Annotated in this window: 29 protein-coding genes; 4 read left to right on the top strand and 25 right to left on the bottom strand. The window is 70.4% G+C overall.

Going from position 1 to position 24,934, the window contains the following annotated elements; translation table 11 throughout:
- Positions 1-260 precede the first annotated feature (260 nt).
- From ORI60_RS06755 to ORI60_RS06835, 17 genes are all read right to left on the bottom strand, one after another.
- Positions 261-818: a TlpA family protein disulfide reductase gene (locus tag ORI60_RS06755; protein WP_266035465.1), complete on the bottom strand. Its 558-nt coding sequence runs from the start codon at positions 816-818 to the stop codon at positions 261-263.
- Entirely contained in the window at positions 815-1,444 is a 630-nt protein-coding gene (locus tag ORI60_RS06760; RefSeq protein ID WP_266035467.1) for a histidine phosphatase family protein, read from the bottom strand. The genes ORI60_RS06755 and ORI60_RS06760 overlap by 4 nt, the downstream gene beginning before the upstream one ends.
- Positions 1,441-2,736, bottom strand: a complete 1,296-nt coding sequence (gene hemL, locus ORI60_RS06765) for a glutamate-1-semialdehyde 2,1-aminomutase (protein WP_266035469.1) — start codon at positions 2,734-2,736, stop codon at positions 1,441-1,443. The genes ORI60_RS06760 and hemL overlap by 4 nt, the downstream gene beginning before the upstream one ends.
- Positions 2,737-2,747: 11 nt before the next feature.
- Positions 2,748-3,104: a hypothetical protein gene (locus tag ORI60_RS06770; protein WP_266035471.1), complete on the bottom strand. Its 357-nt coding sequence runs from the start codon at positions 3,102-3,104 to the stop codon at positions 2,748-2,750.
- Positions 3,105-3,109: 5 nt separating this feature from the next.
- Positions 3,110-3,529, bottom strand: a complete 420-nt coding sequence (locus ORI60_RS06775; RefSeq protein WP_266035473.1) for a DUF3093 family protein — start codon at positions 3,527-3,529, stop codon at positions 3,110-3,112.
- Positions 3,529-4,275, bottom strand: a complete 747-nt coding sequence (locus ORI60_RS06780; RefSeq protein ID WP_266035474.1) for a hypothetical protein — start codon at positions 4,273-4,275, stop codon at positions 3,529-3,531. Before ORI60_RS06780 ends, ORI60_RS06775 begins: the two co-directional genes overlap by 1 nt.
- Positions 4,272-4,676, bottom strand: coding sequence for a hypothetical protein (locus ORI60_RS06785; RefSeq protein WP_266035476.1), 405 nt, complete (start codon positions 4,674-4,676; stop codon positions 4,272-4,274). The genes ORI60_RS06780 and ORI60_RS06785 overlap by 4 nt, the downstream gene beginning before the upstream one ends.
- Entirely contained in the window at positions 4,673-5,116 is a 444-nt protein-coding gene (locus ORI60_RS06790; protein WP_266035478.1) for a hypothetical protein, read from the bottom strand. Before ORI60_RS06790 ends, ORI60_RS06785 begins: the two co-directional genes overlap by 4 nt.
- Positions 5,117-5,126: 10 nt before the next feature.
- Positions 5,127-5,636, bottom strand: coding sequence for a hypothetical protein (locus ORI60_RS06795; protein WP_266035480.1), 510 nt, complete (start codon positions 5,634-5,636; stop codon positions 5,127-5,129).
- Complete coding sequence (gene hemB / locus ORI60_RS06800; RefSeq protein ID WP_266035482.1) at positions 5,621-6,595, bottom strand: porphobilinogen synthase; 975 nt, start codon at positions 6,593-6,595, stop codon at positions 5,621-5,623. The genes ORI60_RS06795 and hemB overlap by 16 nt, the downstream gene beginning before the upstream one ends.
- A 78-nt stretch (positions 6,596-6,673) precedes the next feature.
- Positions 6,674-8,206, bottom strand: coding sequence for a bifunctional uroporphyrinogen-III C-methyltransferase/uroporphyrinogen-III synthase (locus tag ORI60_RS06805; protein ID WP_266035484.1), 1,533 nt, complete (start codon positions 8,204-8,206; stop codon positions 6,674-6,676).
- An 18-nt stretch (positions 8,207-8,224) separates the two neighbouring features.
- The gene (gene hemC / locus ORI60_RS06810; RefSeq protein WP_266035486.1) at positions 8,225-9,160 is read right to left on the bottom strand and encodes a hydroxymethylbilane synthase; all 936 of its coding nucleotides are present in this window, start codon (positions 9,158-9,160) and stop codon (positions 8,225-8,227) included.
- Complete coding sequence (locus tag ORI60_RS06815) at positions 9,157-10,473, bottom strand: glutamyl-tRNA reductase (RefSeq protein WP_266035487.1); 1,317 nt, start codon at positions 10,471-10,473, stop codon at positions 9,157-9,159. The genes hemC and ORI60_RS06815 overlap by 4 nt, the downstream gene beginning before the upstream one ends.
- Positions 10,474-10,510: 37 nt before the next feature.
- Positions 10,511-11,266, bottom strand: a complete 756-nt coding sequence (locus ORI60_RS06820) for a redox-sensing transcriptional repressor Rex (RefSeq protein ID WP_416234366.1) — start codon at positions 11,264-11,266, stop codon at positions 10,511-10,513.
- A gap of 168 nt (positions 11,267-11,434) precedes the next feature.
- Positions 11,435-12,904, bottom strand: a complete 1,470-nt coding sequence (locus ORI60_RS06825) for a molybdopterin-dependent oxidoreductase (protein ID WP_266035489.1) — start codon at positions 12,902-12,904, stop codon at positions 11,435-11,437.
- A gap of 81 nt (positions 12,905-12,985) precedes the next feature.
- Positions 12,986-13,225, bottom strand: coding sequence for a glutaredoxin family protein (locus ORI60_RS06830; protein WP_266035490.1), 240 nt, complete (start codon positions 13,223-13,225; stop codon positions 12,986-12,988).
- Between the two features lie 4 nt (positions 13,226-13,229).
- Positions 13,230-14,705 carry an AMP-binding protein gene (locus ORI60_RS06835; RefSeq protein ID WP_266035492.1) on the bottom strand — a complete coding sequence of 492 codons (1,476 nt, stop codon included), beginning with the start codon at positions 14,703-14,705 and terminating at the stop codon, positions 13,230-13,232.
- Positions 14,706-14,914: 209 nt separating this feature from the next.
- Here ORI60_RS06835 and ORI60_RS06840 point away from each other — a divergent pair, with 209 nt between their 5' ends.
- Both ORI60_RS06840 and ORI60_RS06845 read left to right on the top strand, forming a co-directional pair.
- Positions 14,915-15,490, top strand: coding sequence for a sigma-70 family RNA polymerase sigma factor (locus tag ORI60_RS06840; RefSeq protein WP_266035494.1), 576 nt, complete (start codon positions 14,915-14,917; stop codon positions 15,488-15,490).
- Positions 15,491-15,628: 138 nt separating this feature from the next.
- Positions 15,629-16,621 (top strand): DUF5667 domain-containing protein, encoded by a 993-nt coding sequence (locus tag ORI60_RS06845; RefSeq protein ID WP_266035496.1) that lies wholly within the window; start codon positions 15,629-15,631, stop codon positions 16,619-16,621.
- Here ORI60_RS06845 and ORI60_RS06850 read toward each other — a convergent pair.
- Both ORI60_RS06850 and ORI60_RS06855 read right to left on the bottom strand, forming a co-directional pair.
- The gene (locus ORI60_RS06850; RefSeq protein ID WP_266035497.1) at positions 16,608-17,180 is read right to left on the bottom strand and encodes a GNAT family N-acetyltransferase; all 573 of its coding nucleotides are present in this window, start codon (positions 17,178-17,180) and stop codon (positions 16,608-16,610) included. The genes ORI60_RS06845 and ORI60_RS06850 overlap by 14 nt on opposite strands.
- The gene (locus ORI60_RS06855; protein WP_266035498.1) at positions 17,177-18,268 is read right to left on the bottom strand and encodes a ThiF family adenylyltransferase; all 1,092 of its coding nucleotides are present in this window, start codon (positions 18,266-18,268) and stop codon (positions 17,177-17,179) included. The genes ORI60_RS06850 and ORI60_RS06855 overlap by 4 nt, the downstream gene beginning before the upstream one ends.
- Before the next feature lie 155 nt (positions 18,269-18,423).
- On the opposite strand from ORI60_RS06855, the gene ORI60_RS06860 reads away from it, so the two are divergent.
- A complete protein-coding gene (locus ORI60_RS06860) occupies positions 18,424-19,320 on the top strand; it encodes an HAD family hydrolase (protein ID WP_266035499.1) in 897 nt (298 codons plus the stop codon).
- On the opposite strand, the gene ORI60_RS06865 is transcribed toward ORI60_RS06860, so the two are convergent.
- Positions 19,249-19,965, bottom strand: coding sequence for an ArsR/SmtB family transcription factor (locus tag ORI60_RS06865; RefSeq protein ID WP_266035500.1), 717 nt, complete (start codon positions 19,963-19,965; stop codon positions 19,249-19,251). The two genes, ORI60_RS06860 and ORI60_RS06865, sit on opposite strands and share 72 nt — an antisense overlap.
- Positions 19,966-20,030: 65 nt before the next feature.
- On the opposite strand from ORI60_RS06865, the gene ORI60_RS06870 reads away from it, so the two are divergent.
- Positions 20,031-21,305, top strand: a complete 1,275-nt coding sequence (locus tag ORI60_RS06870; protein ID WP_266035501.1) for an isocitrate lyase/PEP mutase family protein — start codon at positions 20,031-20,033, stop codon at positions 21,303-21,305.
- On the opposite strand, the gene ORI60_RS06875 is transcribed toward ORI60_RS06870, so the two are convergent.
- The 5 genes from ORI60_RS06875 to proC all read right to left on the bottom strand — a co-directional run bounded on the left by ORI60_RS06875 (position 21,274) and on the right by proC (position 24,930).
- Positions 21,274-22,233, bottom strand: coding sequence for a lysophospholipid acyltransferase family protein (locus ORI60_RS06875; protein ID WP_266035503.1), 960 nt, complete (start codon positions 22,231-22,233; stop codon positions 21,274-21,276). The genes ORI60_RS06870 and ORI60_RS06875 overlap by 32 nt on opposite strands.
- A 15-nt stretch (positions 22,234-22,248) precedes the next feature.
- Positions 22,249-23,286: an NAD-dependent epimerase/dehydratase family protein gene (locus tag ORI60_RS06880; protein ID WP_030477961.1), complete on the bottom strand. Its 1,038-nt coding sequence runs from the start codon at positions 23,284-23,286 to the stop codon at positions 22,249-22,251.
- A 273-nt stretch (positions 23,287-23,559) separates the two neighbouring features.
- Positions 23,560-23,661 (bottom strand): 30S ribosomal protein bS22, encoded by a 102-nt coding sequence (locus ORI60_RS06885; RefSeq protein ID WP_015105422.1) that lies wholly within the window; start codon positions 23,659-23,661, stop codon positions 23,560-23,562.
- A 120-nt stretch (positions 23,662-23,781) separates the two neighbouring features.
- On the bottom strand, positions 23,782-23,994 hold the full coding sequence (locus ORI60_RS06890) for a helix-turn-helix domain-containing protein (RefSeq protein ID WP_030477960.1): 213 nt from the start codon (positions 23,992-23,994) through the stop codon (positions 23,782-23,784).
- A gap of 126 nt (positions 23,995-24,120) precedes the next feature.
- Positions 24,121-24,930, bottom strand: a complete 810-nt coding sequence (gene proC / locus ORI60_RS06895) for a pyrroline-5-carboxylate reductase (RefSeq protein ID WP_266035520.1) — start codon at positions 24,928-24,930, stop codon at positions 24,121-24,123.
- Between the last annotated feature and the right edge of the window lie 4 nt (positions 24,931-24,934).

Genomic DNA, 24,934 nt, shown 5'->3' on the forward strand with positions numbered 1-24,934 from the left:
TGTCAACTCGACACGCTTTTCGTCGAGTTGACACCCCTTCTCTCATGTGGCCCGCTCTTGGCTCGGCTCGTGATGGGACCCCACCGCCAACGCACCCAGCAACGCAACAGGCAGCCGCCCAACGCAACAGGCGTGCCATCTACCTACCGGCGGCGGGGCCCCCTGATCAGATTGCCGGGGGTCTGGGGGCAGAGCCCCCAGGGAAAGCACGCAACCCAAAGTCGCCGCCCGCAACCCAACCACCCACCAAGCCAGCGCCCTCACTCCTTGGCAAGCTCATCCAAAACAGGCTGCAAATCCGAAGCCAACACCGGCACCAAGAACACAGCAGCAACCCGATGACTCTTGTCCACGACAAAGGTAGAGGGAACGCTATTAGCAGGCACCCCCCGAAAAACATTGATAAAACTACGAGCAGAAGCATCATAAATAGACGGATAGGTCAAGGACCGAGACCTCATGAAATCCCGAGGCTGCTCCTTGGAAGTCTCCTTGACATCCAGTCCGACAACCTGAGTCCCAGCATCGAAGATCTTCTGCATCTCAGGAGCCTCAGTCCGGCAGGGCCCGCACCAGGCCCCCCAGATATTGATCACAACAGGCTTCCCGGCGTAATCAGAAAGCCGGACGGTCTTCCCGTCCTCGAGCAGCGACTCCCCTTCGAGCCCCTTCAACTCCTTGCGCTCACCCACCGGATACCGAATCTCGACCTGCCCACCAGGAGCCACGAGATAGAAATCCCCGGCCCCGACCTGAGCAGCGTCCTTCCCGGTAGTACACCCGGCAAGCAACAACACCAAAACCAGAAACCGCTTCATGCCCCGGTCACCCGAGGATTGGTGGCCCCCACGGGCTCGGAGTAGGCGATCCGAACCAACTGCTCCCCGTCGAAGATCAACGAGGTGAGCGAAGCGAGCGAGCACTCCCGCTTGCGAGGGTCGTGCCACATCCGCTTCCCCTCCAGGAACCGCCGCACGGTCCAGATCGGCAGCTGGTGCGAGACACAGACGGCCTCATGCCCCTCAGCCGCGGCCCGGGCCTTCTGCACGGCCCCCATCATCCGATGCGCGATCTCGATGTAGGGCTCGCCCCAGGAAGGCCGGAACGGGTTGACGAGCTTCGGCCAGTGCTGGGGAGACCGCAGAGCCCCGTCCCCCACCGCGACCTTCAACCCCTGGAACTGGTTGTCGGCCTCGATCAGCCGCTCGTCGGTCGCCAGCTCGAGGCGATGCGAGTCCGAGATGGGCGCGGCGGTCTGCTGTGCACGGTCCAAAGGCGACGCCACGACGTGGACGATGTCGTGGTCCGCCAGGTGCTCGGCCACGGTCAGGGCCTGCTTCTGCCCCCGCTCGGAGAGCTTGAAGCCGGGAAGGCGGCCGTAGAGGATGCCGGTCGGGTTGTGCACCTCACCGTGGCGCAGCAGGTGGACGACGGTGCGGGTCACTTGCGGGCCTCCTTGGCGGCACGGGCCGCGTGCGGCAGTGCATCGGCGATCACGGCGAACTCCTCTTCACCCATGGCGGCGTTGACGAACCACGCTTCGAACGCCGACGGCGGGGCGTAGACGCCACGCTCGAGCAGGGCGTGGAAGAACGGCGGGAAGCGCCACGTCTCGCACGCCTGCGCGCCCGCGTAGTCCTTCACCTCGGTAGAACCGAAGAACACGCTCACCAGGTTCCCGGCGAACTGCACGCGGTGCTCGACGCCCGCCTCGGTCAGCGAGGCCGTGAAGAGCGCGCCGAGGCGCGTGGCGTTGCGGTTGAGGGCCGTGTAGACCTCGTCGTCGGCCGCGCGCAGCGTCGCGAGACCGGCGGCCACCGCCACGGGGTTACCCGACAGCGTGCCCGCCTGGTAGACGGGGCCGGAGGGCGCCAGCCGCTCCATCACGTCGGCGCGGCCGCCGAAAGCGGCCGCCGGGAGCCCACCCGACATGACCTTGCCGAACGTGTAGAGGTCGCCGCGCACGCGCTCCAGGCCGAACCAGCCGGCGCGGGAGACGCGGAAGCCTGTCATGACCTCGTCCATGATCAGCAGCGCGCCGTCGGCGTCGCAGATCTCGCGCAGGCCCGCGTTGAAGTCGGGGCCGGGCGCGACGGCGCCCATGTTGCCCGCCGCGGCCTCGGTGATGACGCAGGCGATCTCGCCGGGGTTCTCCGCGAACGCCGCGCGCACGGCCTCGATGTCGTTGTACGGCAGCACGATCGTGTCCTCGGCCTGCGCGCCCGTGACACCGGGCGAACTCGGCAGGCCCAGGGTCGCGACGCCCGAGCCGGCCTGGGCCAGCAGCGCGTCGACGTGACCGTGGTAGCAGCCGGCGAACTTGATGACCTTGCGGCGCTCGGTGAAGCCGCGCGCGAGACGGATCGCGCTCATCGTGGCCTCGGTGCCCGAGTTGACCAGGCGGACCTGGCGGACCGGCTCGACGCGGTCGATCAGCTCGGCCGCGAGCTCGATCTCACCCTCGGTGGGCGTGCCGAACGACAGACCGGACGAGGCGGCCTTCTGCACCGCGGACACCACGGCAGGATGGGCGTGCCCGAGGATCATCGGGCCCCACGAGGCCACCAGGTCGACGTACCGGTTGCCGTCCGCGTCCCACAGGTGCGGGCCTTCGCCGCGCACCATGAAGCGCGGGGTGCCGCCGACGGAGTGGAACGCCCGCACCGGAGAGTTGACCCCGCCGGGGGTCAGCGTCGACGCGCGCTCGAACAGGGCCTGGGATCGACTCGCAGTCACGTACCCCAGTCTCACATGTCGGAGTCGGCGGCTTTCTGCGGCCGGGTGCGCACGGCCAGCAGGACCTGCCGCACCGCGTCGAGAGCGAGGACCACGGCCAGCGTGACGGCGCCGGCGGCGGTGCCCAGCCAGTTGCCCAGGTAGCGCGTGGAGATCAACGGCTCGCGCCCCTCGAACGGGTACTCCAGCCGCACGACGCCGCGGTTCCAGCACCACACGGCGGCGACCACCAGCAGGACGATCGCGACGGCCTCACCCGCGGCGATGAGCCACCGCTTGGGCTGGTGCAGGCTCGGACCGGCCGGCGGCGCCTGCTCAGGCCCCTCCACCACGGCGTCCGACTCCTGCTCAGTCACGGCCTCTGTCACGTCGCTCACCTTCTCACGACCCGGCGCAACGCCGCGAGGAAGGCTTCCGGATCGCGTGCCCACGCCAGCACCACCGAACCGTCGGCCAGCCGCAACGGCACCGCGGTCGTGCCCTTGGGCACCGACCAGCCGCCACCGAGCACCTTCGCCCCGGCCGGGGCGCCGACGTCCTGGCAGGCCTCGATCATCGCGACCGGCAGAGTCTCCCGCCCGAACCGCGCGTCCTCGGCGGTGAGCTCGATGCTGCCGGTCTTGACCCGCCCGTAGACCCACAGCACCGCGCCGAGGGTCAGGCCGAGTCCCGCGACGGCCCACAGCGTCACGGACGCGGGCCCGGTGACGCGTTCGACCAGGTACCCGGCGACGGCGAACGCCGGGCCCCACAGGAGCGGCCACCAGCTGCTGCCGGACTCGCGGTAGAGCACTAGCGGACGAACCTGTTCGACGCCGGCAGGAACTGCAGCACGACGGCCGCGACGGTCAGGCCGATCACGACGATGCAGATCGCCACGCTCGGCTGCCAGACGCGCGCGCCGATCGAGACGAACATGATCCCGATCATCGACACGAGTCCGAGCCCGCCGAGGATCGTGAGCAGGACGCGCGCCCAGTTCTGGCCGTTGCGCAGCACGATCGCGAACGCGACGTACGGCGCCGCCGCGACCAGCATCACGAAGCCGAAGATCACCGCCATGGCCCGCACGCCGAGCTCGCCCGCCCGGCGGTCCTCCTCCGTGACGATGGTGTCCTGGGTGAGGAAGAAGTCGGCGTTGACGAGCAGCATCACCGGCAGCACGGCGACGGAGAGCAGGGCGCCCACGATCCAGATCCACATCGCCGCGTTGATCGTGGCCGGCCGCGCCGGCGGCAGCTCGTGGGACTGCACCGGCGACATCGGGTAGCTCGACTGCGCGACCTGGTTCACCTGGTAGTGCCCGCCGGATGTGGCGGGGTAGGCGGTGGTGGGGTTCTGCCACCCGGCGGTGGCCGGGTTCTGCCACTGGGCGTGGTCGAGAGGCGGTGCCATCTCGGGCGCGGGCGGCATGGGCAGCCCCATGTTGTTCACGGCGGTCACTTCGTACGTCCCGGCCGTCGCGCCGAACGGGCCCTGATGGGCCTGCGGGGTGTCCGGGCTCGGCTGCCAGGGGTTCGGGTCCTGCGGATTGGTCACTGCTCACGCACCTCCGCCAGCCACTGTGCCGTACGCGCCTGCCACGTGAAGACGATTGCGGCACAGATGAGCAGCAACGTGACCAAGTTCGAAGCGCTGATCCCGACGAACAGGATCCAGACCATGTGCACGATCGCGATGAACGAGAGCACGATCCGCGCCCAGTTCTTCCGCTTCAGGAACAGCCTCGTGAGCCACGCGTAGGCCACCACGAAGATCAGCGCGACCCCCGACAACGTGCCCAGGAAGCTCGTGACCTGCCCGGACGACCAGCCGGTCAGGCGCTGCACCTCACCGCGCTGGAACCACAGCCCCGCGGTCGTGAAGAGGACGAAGACGGCGATCGCGAGCCACAGGCCGACCGCGATGCGAACGGACCGGGGTGTGTCGTCGCCCTTCACGCCAGTTGCTCGCGCTGGGTCAGGTACTCGGTCGACTGCCGGAAGTAGAACAGCACCAGGCCCGACATCGCGATCAGCGCCGGAACGACGGCCAGCCCGTTGCCGATCATCTGGAAGAACAGGTTCAGCAACACCGTGATCATCAACCCGGTGCGGCTCTTCTTCAGACCGCCCTTGACCTTCCCCGCGAACCACACGGCGAGCCCTGCCAGCACGACCGAGCCCACCAGCACGGCGACCACGATCGCCGTGGCCGTCGACTCGATCATCTCCGTGGTCAGCGCCTCGTCGGTGGTCGTGGACCGCACCTGGTCGATCAGCACCTGCTTGTTGGCGAACTGGAACACGGCGGCGAGCACCCACAGGACGGCACCGGCCACGACGAGCCAGTAGCCGGCGGTGATCGTGCCGGGGATGCCCGATTCCTTCGGAGACTTCACGGTCGCGAACTTAGGACGGCCGGATCGCGCTGTCCACCGCGACCCGCTTCCTGAAGTGCGCGGACGCCCGGTACATCAGCACGATCGCGGACGCCTCCAGCACGGTCGTGGCCGCCGTGACGGCCAGGTCGACCGGACGCATCTCCACCCCGAGCCGCGCGGCGATCCCGCTGCCCCACGCCACCAGCCGGAACAGTCCGAACGCGACGGAGGCGCCGCCCAGCACGGTCAGCACGATCCGGGCCCAGTTGCGGCCGCGTGCCATCGCGTTCGCCAGCCGCGTGTACGCGACCACCAGCGCCACGGCGATCAGCAGTCCGAAGAGGACACCGCCGTCCACGCTCGCGTCGATCTGGTCCTGGCCCAGCGCCGGGTTCTGGCGGCGCACCTCGGCCACGAGCATCTCGCGGTCGAGGAGCTGTTCCAGGAACCGCAGCATGCCGAGGCACGCGCTGGCGATCCACAACCAGCGCGCGACGTCGACCAGCTTCGGGACGGGGGTGCCTACCGGTCCAGCCACCGGGCGGCTTCCACTGCCCAGTACGTGAGCACGATGTCCGCGCCGGCGCGGCGGATGGACGTGAGCGACTCGAGGATCGAGCGCTCCCGGTCGATCCAGCCGTTCGCGGCGGCGGCCTCGATCATCGCGTACTCGCCGGAGATCTGGTACGCCGCAACGGGAACGTCCGACACCTCGGCGACCGCGCGCAGCACGTCCAGGTACAGCAGCGCGGGCTTGACCATGACCATGTCCGCGCCCTCGGCGAGGTCCAGCTGCACCTCGCGGATCGCCTCGCGGGCGTTCGCCGGGTCCTGCTGGTAGGTCTTGCGGTCGCCCGCGAGCTGCGACTCGACGGCGTCGCGGAACGGGCCGTAGAACGCCGACGCGTACTTGGCGGAGTAGGCGAGGATGCCGGTGTCGGCGAGGCCCGCCTGGTCCAGGGCGTTGCGGATGAAGGCGATCTGGCCGTCCATCATGCCGCTCGGGCCGACGACGTGGGCACCGGCGCGCGCCTGCGCGACGGCCATCTCGCCGTAGACCTCGAGGGTCGCGTCGTTGTCGACCGTGCCGTCGGCGGCGAGCACGCCGCAGTGGCCGTGGTCGGTGAACTCGTCGAGGCAGCAGTCCGACATGAGAACGGTGCTGTCGCCCAGTTCCGCGCGCAGGTCGGCGAGCGCGGCGTTGAGGATGCCGTCCGGGTCGGTGCCGCCGGAACCGACGGCGTCGCGCTCGGCGGGGACGCCGAACAGCATGATGCCGCCGACGCCCGCCTGCACGGCCTCGACCGCGGCCTTGCGCATCGAGTCGCGCGAGTGCTGGAGAACGCCCGGCATGCTGCTGATCTCAGCAGGCTCCGCGAGGCCTTCCTTGACGAACATGGGCAGCACGAGCTGCCTCGGGCGCACCTCGGTCTCGGACACGAGGCGGCGCATGGCGGGCGTCGTGCGCAGACGCCTCGGCCGGTGCAGTGGGTACATCTGGAGACTCCCTGACTTGAAGAGAGTCGAAGGGGCCACTCAAAGGATCTTGAGTGGCCCCGACGGCTTCAGCTTGTTCTAGCTCCTGCGCAGGCGCTTGGTCTTGCGCGGAGGAGGCAGCGCTCCCTCGGCGCGCAACCGGGCGGCGTGGGCGGCCAGCGCGTCGACCAGCGCGGGCACGTTCGCCTCCTCGGGCTGCACGTCGACCCGGAGGCCGAACTCCCGCGCCGTCTCGGCGGTCTGCGGGCCGATGCACGCGACGAGCGTGCGGGCGTGCGGCTTGCCCGCGATGCCGACCAGGTTCCGCACGGTCGACGACGAGGTGAAGCACACCGCGTCGAAGCCACCGGACTTGATCATCTCGCGGGTGTCGGCGGGCGGCGGGGCCGCACGCACGGTGCGGTACGCCGTCACGTCGTCGATCTCCCAGCCACGTTCGCGCAGGCCGGCGGCCAGTGTCTCGGTGGCGATGTCGGCCCGCGGCAGCAGCACGCGGTCGACCGGGTCGAGGATGTCGTCGTAGGGCGGGAAGTCGTTGAGGAGACCCTCGGACGACTGGTCACCCGACGGGACGAGCTCCGGGATGATGCCGAACGAGCGCACCTTCGCGGCCGTGGCCTCGCCGACGCAGGCGATCTTCACGCCGGAGAACGCGCGGGCGTCCAGGCCGAACTCGCGGAACTTCTCCCACACCGCGCGGACGGCGTTGGTCGAGGTGAAGACGACCCACTGGTAGCGGCCGTCGACGAGACCCTTGACCGAGCGCTCCATCTGCGCGGGGCTGCGGGGCGGCTCGACGGAGATCGTCGGCACCTCGACGGCGATGGCGCCGTGGGAGTGCAGGCGCTCGCTCATCGCGCCGGCCTGCTCCTTGGTCCGCGGGACCAGCACGCGCCAGCCGTACAGCGCCCGCGACTCCCACCAGGAGAGCTTCGAGCGCGCGGCGGCGGCAGCGCCGACGGTGACGACCAGCGGGCCGCCCATCTCACCGGCGTCAGCGGCGACGGCCGCCAGCGTGGTGTCGACGGTGCGCTGCTGGAAGCCGGTGCCTTCGGCGGTGACGGCGACCGGGGTCTGGGGCGCGAGGCCGTTCTCGACCAGGTTCGACGCGGCCTCGGCCAGGTGCGAGCCGGTCGCGTGCAGGACGAGCGTGCCGGGCGCGGCGGCGAGGCCGGCCCAGTCCGTCACCGCGCGGACGTCGACCTCGGTGTGCACGCCACCGAGAGCCACACCCGCGTACGCCGGAACCGCGGTGCCCGAGGGCACACCGGGTACGACGTCGAACGGGATCGTCGACTTCGCGACGGCCTGCGCCTCCTTGACGACCGAGTCGAGCGTCAGCGGGTCACCCGCGACGAGACGGACGACGGTCGCACCGTTGCGCGCCTCGTTCACCAGGTCCTTGGCCACGTCGGCGGACTCGCCGACAGCGGGGCGGACCTCGACTCCCTCCGGCACGGTCGCGAGGACGTCCGCGGGGACGTCCGGGTCGGTGACCACGAGTTCAGCCCTGGTGAGCAAGTCGTGGGCCCGGACCGTGAGCAGCCCGGTGTCGCCGGGGCCGGAGCCCACGAAGGCGACGCGTCCGGGGGTCTTGCGTGCGCGGGTCATCAGGGCACTCCCCATCGATTACGCCTCTGGACCGCTGAGAACCGCGGCCCCGAGGTCGAGCAACTCGGCGGCCAGCGCCCGGCCGAGTCCCTCAGCTTCGGTCAAGTCACCGGTGGCGGACGCGCGGAGGAGATCGTTCTCCGGCGTCGCTGCGACCCCGCGCAGGGAAAGTCGGTACACGACCTTCCCGTCGTCGTCGAGGTCTTCCACCACATCGGCCAGCGCGCCGACCGGCGCGCTGCAACCCGCCTCGAGCGCGGCCAGCATGGCGCGCTCGGCGGTCACAGCGGCCCGGCTGGCCGAATCGTCCAAAGTGGACTGGATCAGGTGCTCGGCGTCGACGTCGTCGACCCGGCACTCGACTGCCAACGCACCCTGCGCGGGTGCGGGAAGCATCTGGATGGGCTCCAGGTTCTCGGTGATCTCGCTCGCGCGGCCGAGACGGGAGATGCCGGCGCGAGCCAGCACCACCGCGTCGAGCTCGCCCTTGCGGACCTTGCCGATGCGCGTGTCCACGTTGCCGCGCAACGGGACGATGTCCAGCCCGAGGCCCAACGCCTCCAGCTGCGCCGCACGGCGCGGAGATCCGGTGCCCACAGTGGACCCCGGCGGCAGCTCGCCGAGCGTGAGACCGTCGCGCGCCACCAGGGCGTCGCGCGGGTCCTCGCGCTGCGGAACGGCCGCGAGCGTCAGACGGGGGTCCGGCGCGGTCGGGAGGTCCTTGTAGGAGTGGACGGCGACGTCGATCTCGTCGTTCGCGAGCGCGTCACGAAGAGCCGACGTGAAGACGCCGATGCCGATCTGGGCGATGGGCGCGTCGGAGAGGTCGCCCGGCGTCTTGATGACGACGATCTCGACCTGTGCTCCGGCAGCCTTCAGCGCCTCGGCCACGGTCCCCGTCTGCGCGAGCGCCAGTGCGCTGCCTCGGGTACCGATCCGTAGGGTGCGGGTCACCGCGTTTCACCATCCACAGGAGCTTGCTTGGTCTGACTGACAACCCCAGGCGTCTGGGGGTCGAGCCCGAACAGTTCGCGGAGAGCCTCCGCGTAGCCGGTACCACCAGGGGCGGAGGCGAGCTCCTTCACCCTGACGGTCGGCGTGTGCAGGAGCTTGTCTACAACGCGGCGCACCGTCTTGGCCAATTCACCGCGTGTCGCGGCATCCAGTTCGGGAAGTCGCGAATCAAGACGGAGCAGTTCGGCGTCGACCACCTCGGCCGCCCGCTTGCGCAGGGCCGTGACGGTCGGCGTGACCTCGGCGGACCGCTGGCCCGCGAGGTAGGCCTTGACCTCGTCGCCGACCAGCTGGACCGCGAGGCGCGTGTCCTGGCCGGCGGGCGCGTCGGAGAGGCGGCGCTGCAGCGTTTCCAGGTCCACCACACGAACGTTCGGCAGTTCGGCGGCGGCCGGGTCGACGTCCTTGGGCAGGCCCAGGTCGCACATGACCAACGGCCGCGAGCGGGCGCTGATCATGTCCGCGCGGACGACCGTGTCGACCGAGCCGGTGCACGCGAAGACGATGTCCGCGAGGTCGATCTCGACGGCCAGCGCGCTCAGGTCGACGGCCGTCGCGGGGACGCCCTCGGCCTTCAGCGACGTGGCGAGACGCACACCGTTGGCCTGCGTCCGGTTCGCGATGACGACCTCGCCGATGCCGGCCCGGCGCAGGTGGGCGGCGGCCAGGCCGCCCATGGCACCGGCGCCGACGAGCAGCGCGCGCTTGCCGACGAGGGTGCCCAGCTGGCCCTCGGCGTCACCGAGGGCCTCGGACACGACGGACGCTCCCGCGTGGTCGATGCCGGTCTCGGTGTGCACCCGCTTGCCGACGCGCAGCGCGTTCTGGGTGAGCTCGTGGACGGTCCTGCCGACGGTGCCCGCCTCGTCCGCCGCCGCGTACGCACCGCGCAGCTGGCCGAGGATCTGGGACTCGCCGACGACCATCGAGTCGAGGCCGGCCGCGACGGAGAACAGGTGCTCAACGGCAGCGGCGGCGTAATGCACGTAAAAGTGCTCGTAGAGCGCCTGGGGCTCGATCTGCGCGTGCTGCGCCAGGACCTCGACGACCTCGGACATGCCGCCGTGGAACGACTCGACGACGGCGTAGACCTCGACCCTGTTGCAGGTCGACAGGACCATCGCCTCGGAGACGCTGGGGGCGGCGAGCAGCTGGCCGAGGACCTTGGGCAGGTTCGGCTCGGCCACGGTGACGCGTTCCAGGACCGGGACTGGGGCGGTGCGGTGCGAAAGCCCGACTACGAGCACGCTCATGCACTCACCACGTCTGCCGGAGCCGTCTGGCTCACGCTCACGGGCGAATCACCATCCCGTCCACACCGAGTCCGTTGTTGCCGACCGAGACGCTGGCAGCCTCGTCCGCACGTCGAGCGACGTGGAACGACAGGATCTGCATCTCGACCGCCAAGTCAACCTTGCGCACCTCGACGTTGTCTGGAACCTGAAGGACAACTGGTGCGAAGTTCAGAATGCACTGGACGCCCGCAGATACCAAACGGTCGCAAACCGACTGGGCGGCGGGCGGCGGCGTCGCGATGACGCCGATCGACACCTCGCGCTCCAGGCAGACCTCGGTGATCTCGTCGATGTGGTTGACGGGGATGCCCCCAACAGGGATTCCGACGAGATCGGCGTCCACGTCGAAGAGGGCGGTGACCGGGAAACCACGGCCGGGGAACCCGCCGTAGTTCGCGAGAGCGTGACCAAGGTTACCGATGCCGACGACGGCCACGGAGTGGTTGCGGGTGAGGCCGAGGATGCGCTCGATGTGGCTCACGAGGACCTCGACGTCGTACCCGACGCCCCTCGTGCCGTAGCTGCCGATGTAGCTCAGGTCCTTGCGGAGCTTCGCCGCGTTGACGCCCGCGGCCTGGCTCAGCTCCTCGCTGGAGACGGCCGTCACGCCGCTCTCGGCCATGCCGGACAGCACGCGGAGGTACACGGCGAGCCGGGCCACGGCGGCCTCGGGGATCGCGCGGGCGCGCTCCTTGTCGGCAGCCTCCGCAGGGGTGGTGGTCGTCTCACCTTCGCCCCGCTGTGAAACCACGCTCTCCGACCTCCGGGTGTGCTTCACCGCAGGGACCCCGCGGTGGTGGTGATGCGAACACCGTACCGCTTGTGAACGCATGCACAAAGTCGGTGATCGGGTGTCACAGCACCGGTGACAGGGCGTGACCAGCGCTTCCTCGGTTCATGATCACTACGGGGTGAGCGCCTACTCGACGGTGAAGGTGACCGAGTGCCATCCCGTCGCACCGTCGGGAACCGGGTCGAGGCGTGCCTGGTCCTGGGTGAAGCCGGACTTGTCGGTGGCCCGGCACTCGACCGTGTGACTGCCCTTGGGGAGGTCCAGCTCGACCCGCCACATGCGCCAGGTGGTGTCGCTGACGTCGGCACCGAGCTCGGCGTCGCGCCACGGTCCGCCGTCCACCCGGACCTCCACCTCGGCCACGCCCTTGGGCTGCGCCCACGCCGTTCCGGCGATGACGGCCCTGCCCTGGACCTTGCCCATCCTCGAAGGCCGGTCGATGCGCGAGGACACCTTGATCGGCGCCCGCGTCGCCCAGCCGCGCGGGATCCAGTAGCCCTGGTCCTTCGCGAACGTGGTCACGTTGAGGTCGGTGACCCACTTGGTCGCGGAGACGTAGCCGTAGAGCCCCGGCACCACGAGCCGCGCCGGGAACCCGTGCTCGGCGGGCAGCGGCTCGCCGTTCATGCCGATCGCGATCAGCCCGTTCTCCAGCACGTAGTCGAGCGGGCTGCCCGCCGTGAACCCGTCGTCGCTCGTGCTGAACAACTGGTCCGCGCCCGCCTTCACGCCGGCTTCCCGCAGCACGTCGCCGATCCTGATGCCGACGAAGTTCGCCGTGGAGATGTACGGCCCGCCCACCTCGTTGGAGACGCAGGTCAACGTGACGGTCTCCTCGACGAGGTCCCTGCTGCGGATCTCCTCGAACGTGAGCACCATCGGCCGCTCGACCATGCCGTGCACCCGCAGCGCCCACTCCTCGGCCCTGATCCGCGGCACGCTCAGCGCGGTGTCGATCCGGTAGAAGTCCTCGCTGCTGGTGATGAAGCTCGGGGTGCCGTCCTTGACGAAGTCGGCGTTCACCGGGATCTCCGGCGCCCTGACCTTCGGCGTCAGGTCGCCGACGGCCTGGCGCGAGCCCTCGACGTCCGTCCGGCTGCCGAAGAGCTGGCCCGCTACGCCCGCGAAGACCGCGAGCCCGGCGGTGACCAGGAAGCCGCGCCTGCTCTCGCTCGCCTCGGCCTCGCGGTGCAGGTAGCGGAACGCGTAGACGCCCGCCGCCGTGCTGGCGACGGGCGCGAGGACGGCGAGCTGGCCGACGTCGGGCCTGGTCACGACTGCCGCGACGCCGACGAACCCGAGCAGCACGGCCACCAGCGTCCCCGGCGCGGGACTGTTCCGGCTGGCCAGTCCGGCACCGATGCCGATGCCCACGAGCACGACACCCATGCAGATGAGCAGCACGAGCTTGTCGGCGGTGCCGAACGTGGTGACGGCGAAGTCCTTCAGCCACGACGGCGTGAGGTCGATCGCGGCGTTGCCCACGGCCAGGTACGGCGAGGCGCTCAGGCCGACGAAGGCCGCCACCAGGTGCCCTGCCGCGAGAGCCGTGACGAGGGCGATCAGTCCGGTGAGTGCGGCCTTGGCGGGCTTCATGCCCTTCATTCGACACCCGCGCGGCCCTGGTTCGCTCAGGTCGTAAGCCCTCGGTAATCAACTTCCGGGGGCGGGACGCCGCTACTGGGCGAGGGCCGCCCGCAGGCGGTCCTCCTCCACCTTCCAGTACCCGTGCTCCGTCCCGTCCACCAGGAACACCGGCACCCGGTCGCCGTACTCGGCCCGCAGCTCCGGGTCGGAGTCCACGTCCTCGACCGACCAGGTCGCGCCGAGGTCCGCGCAGATCCGCTCGATCTCGACGGCGGCCTCCTCGCAGGCGTGGCACGACACCCGGCTCATCAACGTCACGTGGTGGGTCATGCCGTCATGCTCCCAAAGGCCTGCGCAGGACGGCGCGGGCGAGCTTGCCGGTCGGCGAGTGCGGCAGGGCCGGGGCGAACTCCACCGACGTCGGCACCTTGAACTTGGCGAGCCGCACGGCGCAGTGGGCCACCACGGCCTCCGCGGTCAGCTCCTGGCCGTCGCGCAGCACGAGCACGACCTTCACCGCCTCGCCGGTCTTCTCGTCCGGCACGCCGACGGCCGCGGCCTCGAGCACCTGCTCCAGCTCGCAGATGACCTGCTCGACCTCGTGCGGGTAGACGTTGAAGCCGTTGACGATGATCAGGTCACCGGCCCGGTCGACCAGGTGCAGGTCGCCGTCGGAGTCGATGAAGCCGACGTCGCCGGTGCGGAACCAGCCGGACGCGTCCGGGCCGTGGGCGCCGTCGGGCCAGTAGCCGCTGAAGAGGTTGTCGCCCTTCGCGGACACCAGGCCGGTGCCGGGCTCGTCCTCGTCGATGTCGAGCACCGAGCCGTCCGTGTCGACCAGGCGGATCTCGACGCCCGGCAGCGCCTGGCCCACCGAACCCGGCTTCGGCACGCCGCCGACCAGGGTGGAGGTGAGCACGGGACCCGTCTCGGTGAGGCCGTAGCCCTCGTAGACCGGGATGCCGATCGCGCCGCGCATCTCCGCGATCACGCCCGCCGGCAGCGGGGCCGCCCCGGAGGTGAACAGGCGGACCGTGGCCAGCTTCTCGCGCAGCACCTCGGCCGGGTGCGCGAGCAGCGCGCGGTACATGGGCGGCACGCCGACCATCGTGGTGACGCGGTGCTCCGCGATGACGTCGAGGACGGTGGACGGCTCGAAGCGCTCCAGCAGGACCGCCGTGGCACCCGCGCCCGCCACCTGCAGCAGGCCGGGGCCGAGGCCGTAGACGTGGAACAACGGCAGCGCGAGCAGCACCCTGTCGGCCGCGGTGACCGGGGCGGGGCGGAGCGCGGCGCACTGCGCGACGTTCGCGAGCAGCGCCCGGTGCGAGAGCATCGCGCCGCGCGGCACGCCGGAGGTGCCCGAGGTGTAGCCGAGGACGGCCAGGTCCTCGCCGCCGCACACGGCCTCGAACGGCTCGGCGGTCGCGGTGACGTCCGGAACGTCGATCACCGTGGCGTCGGAGCCCTCGCCGTCGCCCACGAGCAGCGTGGCGCCGGAGTCGGCGAGGATGCGCTGGAGCTCGCGCGGCGGGTTGCCGGGGCCCGTCGGGACCACGACGCCGCCCGCGCGGAGGATGCCGAACACCGCGACCGCGAACTCGGGGCCCGTGGGCAGCCGTACCGCCACCCGGTCGCCCGATTCGAGTCCTGAATCAGCCAAATGGCGGGCGAAAGCGTCGGTCGCGCCGTCGATGGTTTCCCACGTGAGGCTCTTACCGCTCGCTACGTCGACCAAGGCGACGTGGCCGGGTCCCCGCTGTGCCGAAGCACGGACCAGATCTGACACATTGCGAGCGGAAGTCAACATGGCCTCCTCATGAACAACTGGGCGCTTCGAGCAGTCTTCCACGCGTGACGAGCGTCATGAAGCCGCGGTTCCCTCGTCTTACCATCGCAACCGACCGCTACCTACTACGGAGTAACAACACGTATGCTGCCGCCACGGCGACTCTGTGGAGGTGCCGCGAGCCGATGACCGCGCGGGCACGACCGAACACGATCAGGACCACCCGAACCATGACGGGGGGTCAGCACGACAACGCCGCAGACGAGCCGTGGCAGCTCGTCAAGGCCGCCCAAGAGGGTGACACCGAGGCGTTCGGAGTGCTGTACGACAAGTACGTCGACATGGTCTTCCGCTATGTCCTCTTCCGGGTGGGCGGCGACCGCGCGTTCGCCGAGGACGTGACGAGCGAGACCTTCCTCAGGGCTCTGCGGAGCATCGGGTCGGTCAGCTACCAGGGCCGCGACGTGGGCGCGTGGTTCGTCACGATCGCCCGCAACATCGTGTTCGACCACGTGAAGTCGAGCCGCTACCGGCTCGAGGTCACGACCGCCGAGCTGCAGGACAACCGCGAGGAGACGAGCGGCCCCGAGCAGGAGGTCATGACCGAGGCGACCAACGCGGAGCTGCTCCGGTGCGTCTCACAGTTGGGAGACGATCAGCGCGAGTGCATCACGCTGAGGTTCATCGAAGGCAAGACGGTGTCCGAGGTCGCGCAGCTCATGGACCGCAACGAGGGCGCCGTGAAGGCCCTGCAACACCGGGCCGTGAGGCGGCTCGCACAGATCCTCCCGTCCTGGTTGCGGTGATAGCGATCGCAGGGGCGTAACCCAAAGCAGATCAACTTCGTTACTCGGGCTGAGATGGACGGCAAGGGAAGAACACCGCGGTGGCGGCAGACGGAGCACGAGCGATTCGCCCGTGCCGTTGAAGGCGGTCCACAGCCGGTGGGCAACGACGACCTCGCTGAGGACCTCGCGATCGTCGAACTCCTCCGGCGGATGGACGTCGGCCCGGACGCGGAGACGCGCGAACGGATGAAGCAGCGCGTCCTCACCGCGCCTCCACCGGAGAAGCCACTGGCGCTCTCGTCGGTAAGACGGGTGGGAGCGCGCGCACGATTAGCGGTCGCCGCGGCCGCGGTCCTCTGCTTGCTGATGTCACTCGCCGGCATGAGTGTGCTGCTCAGCCGTGACGCGCTCCCGGGAGACCCGCTCTACGGCATCAAGCGCACCACCGAAAGCGCCTCGCTCGGCCTGACCTTCGACGACCAGGACCGCGCCCTCAAGCACCTGGAGTTCGCCGCGTCCAGGGTCACCGAGATGGAGACCCTCGCCGAACGCTCCTCCGACCCGTCCGCCCAGCTCACGGCGCTGACCGACCTGGACGCCGACGCGGTCGAGGGTGCCCGCCAGCTCACCACGTACGCCACGTCGTCCGACGAGAAGGCCCTCCCGGACCTCCGCGACTGGGCCCTGGCCCAGTACAAGAAGGTCGGCACCCTGCGCCCCCGGCTCCCCGGAGACGCGGGCGCCCACGCCGACACGACGATGTGGTTGCTGGCGAGCATCGCCCAGCGGGCCCACGACCTGGCGGCCCGCGCGGGCTGCGACACCGTGACCAGCGGTTCCTCCGACTCCCTCGGTCCGCTGCCCGCCAAGGACGCGTGCGCCGCGGTCGTCACCGACCCGAACTCGTCGCCGGGGAGCGAACCGCCGTCGGTGCCGCCGGCCCCGACGGACCTGCCCGTGCCGTCCGGTTCGGTGAACCCGTCCGTGCAGCCCACGCAGTCCGTGGCGCCGGGCACGTCGACCGCGCCGCCGGCGAAGCCGGGGACCTCGACCCCGCCGACGTCCGGCAAGCCCGGGATCACGATCCCGCTGCCGCTCCCGCTGCCGAGCATCTCGCTCCCGCTGCTGCCCGGGATCAGCTTCGGCTGAGCACGGCACCCCGCATGATCGCGAGCTCCAGCGGCGACGCCTGCTCGCGCCAGCGGTGGGCGACCGCCGCGTAGGTGGTGACGTCGTGCCAGCGGCCCTGCGTGCGGAACAGCTCGCGCAGGGTGGCCTCGCGTTCGAGGCCGGCGCCGGTCATGACGCCGCTCATCATCGTGTGGTCGGCCCGGTGCCCCGCCCACACGCGGTGGATGCCGAGAGGCCCGAACGCGTGCGCGAACAGCAGCCTGCCCGCCTCCGAACCGCAGCCCTTCACGGGCGAGCCGGGCAGGATCACCAGGCCCGTGCACATGGCGTTGCTGCCGTACTCCTCCAGCAGCAGGCCGATCATGCCGACCATCGTGTCGTCGTCGTGCGAGGTGATGGCGAAGACCAGCTTGCGCGGGGTGGGCGTGTAGAACGCGGCCGCGGCCTTCTCCGGGGTCATCCGGTCGACGCCGAGGTAGCGCGTGAGCACCGGGCTGCCGTAGATGCGCTGGTAGACGGGCAGGTCCTCGTCCATCAACGGACGCAGCCGGACGTTGGGGCCGATCAGCTCGGTCATGTCGCACCGCCGACGAGCTGCTCGACGTCGACGTAGTAACGACCGGACGGCTGGGGCCTGCCGAGGAGGATGCGGCGGGCCGCGTCGGTGACGATCGCGCCGCCGAGCATGGTGCCGGAGGCGAGCTGCGGCCAGCTGCTCAACGTGCGACCGATCTCGGTCATGGCCTGCGTCAGCGCCGGGCTGATCCGGGTCCCGTCGACCATCTGCACCATCAGCCGCACCATCCCGGCGCGATCGAGGCAGGCGACGTCGGCCGCCGTGACGTCGCCGACGCGGCCGTGCAGCAGCGGGCGGTCCGGCTCCAGGTCGTACCGCTCGACGTCGAGCAGGCCCCGGTCGTTGGTGTCCATCAGCACGGGGATGCCCCGTGCGCGGGCCTGCTCCCGCACCGCCACCTTGACCCACGCCGTGTCGCACTCCTCCACGACCAGGTCCGCGCCGTCGAGGAAGTCCCCGAGGTTCTCGCCGGTCAGGCCGTCGCGCCAGATCTCGACGTCCAGGTACGGGTCGAGCTCGAACAGCTGCCGCGCGCAGAGCACCGTCTTCTCGACGCCGAGCTCGTGCACGCCGGTGCGCAGCCGGTTGAGGTTCGAGAGGCCGAGGCGGTCGAAGTCGGCGAGCCGGAAGCTGCCTCCGACGCCCTCCATCGCGGCGGTCAGCGCGGCGCTGTTGCCGACGGACAACCCGATCACCGCGACGCACTTGCCGAGCAGGACCTCCTGCTCCTCGCGCGTGATCTTGTTCCGGTTGCGGTCGGTGCGGACGAACCGGAACTCGTCGCGGGGAAGCACGTGCACGAGCCGGCCGGTCCAGGGGTAGAACACCCAGGTGCCGTACTCGGCGGGCTCTCGTCCCCGGAGCACCTCGGCCTTGGCCGCGGCCCATTCGCCGGGGGTCCTGACCCGGCCGGGCCGCCGGGCGGAGATCAGTTCTTCCACCTGCTCGTCGATGCGGTCGTGCACAGCGGTGACGCGGGAGGTCGCGAACAGGTCGGGGAGCTGACCTGCGTCGAGGAGCCGCGGCCGCCAGGAGTCGCTGTCGAAGCACTCGGCGAGCTCGGGTAACACGGAGATGATCTTGTTCACGAGGCGGGTAGATCATCTTCGCTACGCCGAACGGAGTACAACACGTCGTGTTGACGCGAACACGTGGTGTGATCAGCACCGCACGCGAAAACTCGCACGACGTGTTCTCCACCAGGTCTGAGCGGGTGTGGCGGCCTGATCGCTACGCTTGGGACATGGCAGGCAAGCGTGATGTGCAGAGCGACCGGCTGGCCGAACTAGCCGGCGAGGCATCGGCAGACGCGGCGATCCAGGCTGCCGCGATGGCGCCAGAGCTCGAACAGTCGCTGACCGTCCCGCCTGACCTGACCGCGGCGGCCTTCTTCGACGTGGACAACACGATGATGATGGGCGCGTCGATCTTCCACTTCGCCCGGGGCCTGGCCGCGCGCAAGTACTTCTCGTCCTCGGACCTCGCGGGCTTCGTCTGGCAGCAGCTCAAGTTCCGGGTGGGCGGCCGGGAGGACCCGGAGTCCGTCAAGGCCTCCCGCGAGCAGGCCCTCTCGTTCGTCTCGGGCCGCAGCGTCGCCGAGCTGGTCTCGCTCGGCGAGGAGATCTTCGACGAGCTGATGGCCGACCGCATCTGGAAGGGCACCCAGGCCCTCGCCCAGATGCACCTCGACGCGGGTCAGCGCGTCTGGCTGGTCACGGCCACGCCCGTCGAGCTCGCCCAGATCATCGCCCGCCGGCTCGGCCTGACCGGAGCCCTGGGCACCGTCTCGGAGTCGGAGAACGGCATCTACACCGGCCGCCTGGTCGGCGACCTGCTGCACGGCAAGGCGAAGGCCCAGGCCGTCCGCTCGCTGGCCGCCAAGGAGGGCCTCGACCTGCGTCGCTGCACCGCGTACTCGGACTCGTCCAACGACGTCCCGATGCTGTCCGTGGTGGGCACCGCGGTGGCCGTGAACCCGGACTCGCAGCTGCGCGAGATCTCCCGCCGCAAGGGCTGGGAGATCCGCGACTTCCGCACGGGCCGCAAGGCGGCCAAGATCGGCGTCCCGTCAGTGCTGGGCGCCGGTGCCCTGGCCGGAGCTGTGGCCGCCACGCTCGCCTACCGGCGCAGGGTCAGGTAGCAGCCCGAGCTCCCGCCACCCCTGCTCACCGGCGGGGGTGAGCACGACGGCACGGCTCGTCCCGATCCGGCGCACCCAGCCGCGTTCGAAGAACACCCCGCAGAGGAACGCCCCGGCCGCGCCGGCCAGGTGGGGCACGCGCTCGGTCCAGTCCAGGCACGCCCGGCTGACCACGCGCTGGGACGGCTCGAACCCGAGCTCCTTCAACCAGACCATCCCGGTCCCGGTGACCGCGAGCCCGTCGCCGACCACGCCGAGCTCCACCAGTCCCGACCTCAGCGAGATGCCGAGCCGGCCCGCGAGGTGGTCGTAGCAGGTGCGCCCGCGGGCCAGGGCCTCGGAGACGGCCGCCGCCCGCAGCGAGGAAGGCCGGGAGGCAGGCCCGGCGAACGCGGCCATCGCCTCCAGCAGCTCGGCGACGTGCGGCCCTGCCAGTGCCACGTACCGGTGCCGGCCCTGCCTGTGCTCGACCAGGACCCCGCCCTCGACCAGCCGGGTCAGGTGCTCGCTCGCGGTGGACGCGGCCACCCCGGCGTGGGCCGCCAGCTCCCGGGCGGTCCACGCCCGGCCGTCGAGCAGGGCTCCGCACATCGCGGCACGGGTCCCGTCCGCGAACAGCCCGGCGATCTGGGCGAGTGCTTCCACGACGCCATTCTGCGGCCGGAACGCTTCGGCCGGCACCGAACCGTCCAGCCCCTAACGTCGTCCGCATGAGCGAAGAGCTGCTGCGCCTCCCGGTCCCCGAGGTCCCGCCGGGGGAAACGGGGGTGGCCTGGCTCAGGTCGTCCGTCGTCAGGTTCAGCAACGGCCCGGACCACGCCCGCAGGCGCGCTCTGACGGCCGGGCTCGTCGAGGACGTGGACGTCACCACGCTCGACGAGCTGGCCACCGCGCTGGGGCTCCGCGGCTCGTTGGACGCCATCGCCGAGATCGCACCGTGCTACCAGCCGCACGAACCCGTGACCGCGGCGGCCGACGCCGCCGTGGAGCGCCTGGCCACGACCCACGACGAGGAGACGGCGGCGAGGATCGGCCTGCTCGTCCAGGCCTGGGCGGCCACGAACGCCCTCGCGGAGCGCCTCGTCACCGGGGACCAGAGCCCTCCGGTCCCGATCACCCGCAGGCAGACGCCGCGGGGCGTGGTCGAGGTCAGCCTGGAGCACCACCCGTTCGGCCACGGCCCGCACGCCTGCCCCGGCCGCCGCCTGGCGACCCGCATCGCCAAGAACACGGCGTTCCGGGCGCTGCACCACCGCGACGAGCCGCTGGTCCTCCCCAACGCCTGGGACCACGCCTCAGCCGCGGCCCTGCACGCGGCGGGCTTCACCGCGATCGGCACCACGAGCCTCGGCGTGGCCGCCGCACACGGCATCCCGGACGGCACGGGCCTGGCCGGCGAGCAGGCCGTCGCGCTGGCGAAGCTCCTGAGCACCCTGCCGTGCCCGGTCACCGCCGACCTGGAGTCGGGCTTCGGCAAGCCGCCGCCGGAGGTGGCCGAGCTCGTCGCGGGCCTGGGGGTGGCGGGCGTCAACCTGGAGGACGGCCGTCCGCACGGCCTGGCGACACCCGAAGAGCAGGCAGCGCTCATCACGGCCGTCAAGGAGCGTGCACCAGGGGTGTTCCTCAACGCCCGGATCGACACCCACTGGCTGGGCATGGCCACCGAGGAGACCGAGGACCGGGCACGCCGCTACGTCGACGCCGGCGCGGACGGGATCTTCGTGGCGGGCCTGACCGAGCCGCGTGAGATCGAGAAGCTCGCGCGGCTCGCCCCGCTCAACGTCCTGGCCCAGCAGCGCACGCCGCGGGAGCTCGGAGACCTGGGCGTGAAGCGGATCAGCACCGGCTCACTGCTGTTCAGGGCGGCTCTGCGCCACAGCGTCACGACCGCGCTGGCGGTGCGCGACGGCGGCACCAGCGCCGCGTACAGCTACGACGAGGTGCAGGCGCTGGTCAGCCGAGGAACACGTTCCGACGCTGGGTGAGCAGCCGGTACAGGGTCTGCTGGATCGTCTCCCGCACCTGGTCGGTCAGGTTGAAGACGAGCATCGGGTCGTCGGCCGCGTTCTCACCGAACACGTCGGTGCGGATCGGCTCGCCGAACTCGATGTACCACTTCGAGGGCAGCGGAATGGCGCCCAGCGGCCCGAGCAGCGGGAAGAACGGCGTCACCGGGAAGTACGGGAAGCCCAGCAACCGGGCGAGCGCCTTGATGTCGCCGATCATCGGGTAGATCTCCTCGGCCCCGACGATGGAGCACGGGATGATCGGCGCGCCCGTCTTCAGCGCCGCCGACACGAAGCCGCCGCGGCCGAAGCGCTGCAGCTTGTAGCGGTCCTTGAACGGCTTGCCGATGCCCTTGAAGCCCTCCGGCCACACGCCGACGAGCTCACCGGACGACATCAGCCGCTCGGCGTCGGGGTTGCACGCGAGGGTCTGGCCGGACTTGCGGGCCAGCGCGCCGAGCACCGGTGTGCGGAACACCAGGTCCGCGCCCAGCATGCGCATGTGGCGGTGCGCCGGGTGCTCCGACGCGATGCCGAACGACGTCATCAGGGCGTCGAGCGGCACGGTGCCGGAGTGGTTCGCCACGATCAGCGCGCCACCGGCGGACGGGATGTTGTTCAGGCCGATGGTCTCGACGCGGAACCACTTCTCGTACAGCGGCTTCAGCGGCGGCATCAGCACGTTCTCGGTGAGGTCCCGGTCGAACCCGAACTCGTCGACCTGGTAGTCGCCGGCGATCCGCCTGCGCGCGAACGACAGCAGGTCGGCCAGCCTGCGTTCCCAGTCCGGTGTCGCGGACTGCTGCTGCTCCGGCTCGGGAACCACCTCGACGTGGCGCGACCTGCGCGCGGCGTCGCGTTCCGGGTCGTGCAGCGGGATAACGCGTGCTCCTGCCACTGCGTTCATCTCCTCAAGACAAGATCAGCGGAAACGAGCGGCCGCGTCGAGGATTCCCCGTTCCGCGGCGTCGATCGTCTCCGGGTCGATGAGCGGCTTCAGACCTCGGCCGTTCACGTAGTCGTCGAACGCCTGCTGGGTGGTCCACCGCGGCGTGAACCCGAACTCCTTCTTCAGCAGGGTGGTGTCGATCACGCGCCCCCAGTTGAGGAACCTCATCTGGTCGGGCGAGAAGTCGACGAGCCGGGCGCTCCGGAAGAAGCCACCGACCGTGGGCACGGCGGCGCTGGGCACGGGCAGGTTCAGCCTGCCCGCCCGCCTGATCGCCTGCGACAGCAGCAGCACGCCGTCGCCTCCCACGTTGAACACTCCTGGCAGGTCGTGCAGCGTCGCGCGTTCCAGGACCGCCAGGGCGTCCTCGGAGTGCAGCAGCTGCACGCGGGCGTCGTAACCCAGGACGGTGGGCACGACCGGCAGGGCGAAGTAGCGCGTGAGCACCGTGTCGATGCGCGGGCCGATGAAGTTCGTGAAGCGCAGCGTGGTGACGTTCACGTCCGGCCTGCGGCGGCCGAACCCGCGCACGTACCCCTCGACCTCGACCGCGTCCTTGGCGTAGCCGGACGACGGCAGGTCCTTGGGGCCCATGTCCTCGGTGAACACCGCCGGGTCGCGGCTGCTGGACCCGTAGACGGCGCTGGTGGACTTCACGACGAGCTTCTGCACCTTGGGCGACTTCTGGCACGCGGCCAGCAGCTGCATGGTGCCGATGACGTTCATCTCCTTCATCACCGTGCGGCCGGTGGGCCCGGCCGGGCTCGCGGTGACGGACGCGTGGACGACCGTGTCGACGTTCGCGGTGGAGATGACCTTGCTGATCAGCGGGTTGCGGATGTCGGCCCGCACGAACTCGGCGCGACCCATGCGGCGGAGCAGGTCGCGTGGCGGCGGCTCGGTGTCCACACCGAGCACGCGCTCGATGTCCGGGTTCGCGGCGAAGCGCGCGGCGAGGTGGCCGCCGAGGAAGCGGCTGACTCCGGTGACGAGGACGACCTTGGGCGTCATGCGACTCCAAGCACGAAGGGCGTTGCGATTGGTCGATGCTACAGACCAGATCGGGAACCGGAGGGGGCCGGAACGCCGTCTTGACGCAGGTCACGAAGGCTTTACGGGCTAATCACCCGAACGGCGGCCCCCGTTCCCGTGGTGGTGCGACGCTGTCCCACGCAGTGATATTCGTGCCCGCGCAAGCACCCGGACGGGGCCGGATGGCGGAGAAACGCAACCGCCGCCGGCCTCCTGCGAGAGGAGACCGGCGGCGGCAGAGCGCATGCGGGCTTACTTGCCGCGCTTCCTGCGCTGGACCCTGGTCTTGCGCAGCAGCTTGCGGTGCTTCTTCTTCGACATGCGCTTGCGGCGCTTCTTGATGACCGAGCCCATGCGGGTTCCTTAGCTCTAGACGTTGCTTTGACTGGCGCGCCCCAGCCTTGGCCGTGTCAAGCACGGCGCGCCGGTAAGCACGATCGGCCTACCAGTCTACCCGGCGGGGTTCACCAGCTTTCAGCCAGCGTCGAAGTACGCGTTCTCCAGGTAGGCGTGGACCGCTTTTTCGGGCACCCGGAACGACTTTCCGACCCGCACAGCGGGCAGTTCACCGGAGTGCACCAGGCGGTACACGGTCATCTTGGAGACCCGCATCATCGAGGCCACCTCGGCCACGGTCAGGAACTGCACCTGAGCGAGGCCTGTTCGTTCGTTCTCCTTCGCAGGCATACATCACCGCATCCTTAGACACGTGTCGTGCCGTCGGTCTTCCCCACCGACGGTTCGACACGCACGTGCTGCCCTGAGAGTAGCGGGACTGGTGTGACTCCTGCGACGTCCAACCAGTGTTGCTTGTCAGTCCTCGTGCTGACGGCCCAGCTCGGCGGACCTGTCGCGAGCGCTCTCGATGGCCGCGAGCATGGCCGCGCGGACGCCGTGCTTCTCCAGCTCGCGGATGGCCATGATCGTGGTGCCGGCCGGGGACGTGACCGCCTCCCGCAGGATCACGGGGTGCGAGGAGCCCTCGGCCAGCATCGTCGCGGCGCCCACGGCCGACTGGATGATCAGCTGCGAGGCCAGGTCGCGCGGGATGCCGAGCAGGATGCCCGCGTCGATCATCGCCTCGACCAGGTAGAAGAAGTACGCGGGACCGGAGCCCGACAGGGCCGTCACCGCGTCCTGCTGCGACTCCGGCACCACCGCGACCTTGCCCACGGTCGACAGCAGCTCCTCGACGATCTTGAGGTGCTCCGGCGTGGCGTTGGAGCCGCCGGAGACGGCGCTCATGGCCTCACCGACGACCATCGGGGTGTTGGGCATGACCCGCACCACCGGGGTTCCCTCGGGCAGCCTGCGCTCGTACAGGGCCGTCGGCAGGCCCGCGCACAGCGACACGATCAGCGTGCCGGGCCGCAGCACCGGCGCGAGCTCGACCAGCAACGGCTCGATGTCCTGCGGCTTGACCGCCACGACCAGCACGTCGGCCTGCGCCGCCGCGCCGGAGACCGTGACGGCCTCGAACCCGTACTGCTCGGTCAGCGCACGGGCCCGTGACTCGTGCTTCTCCGTGAACAGCAGATCCGAGGCCGCGCGACCACCCTGCAAGAGCCCGGACAGCAGCGCCTCACCGATCTTGCCCGCGCCGAGCACCGCGATCTTCGTCATCGGT

This window comes from Lentzea sp. NEAU-D7 (assembly GCF_026242055.1).
GTDB lineage: Bacteria > Actinomycetota > Actinomycetes > Mycobacteriales > Pseudonocardiaceae > Lentzea.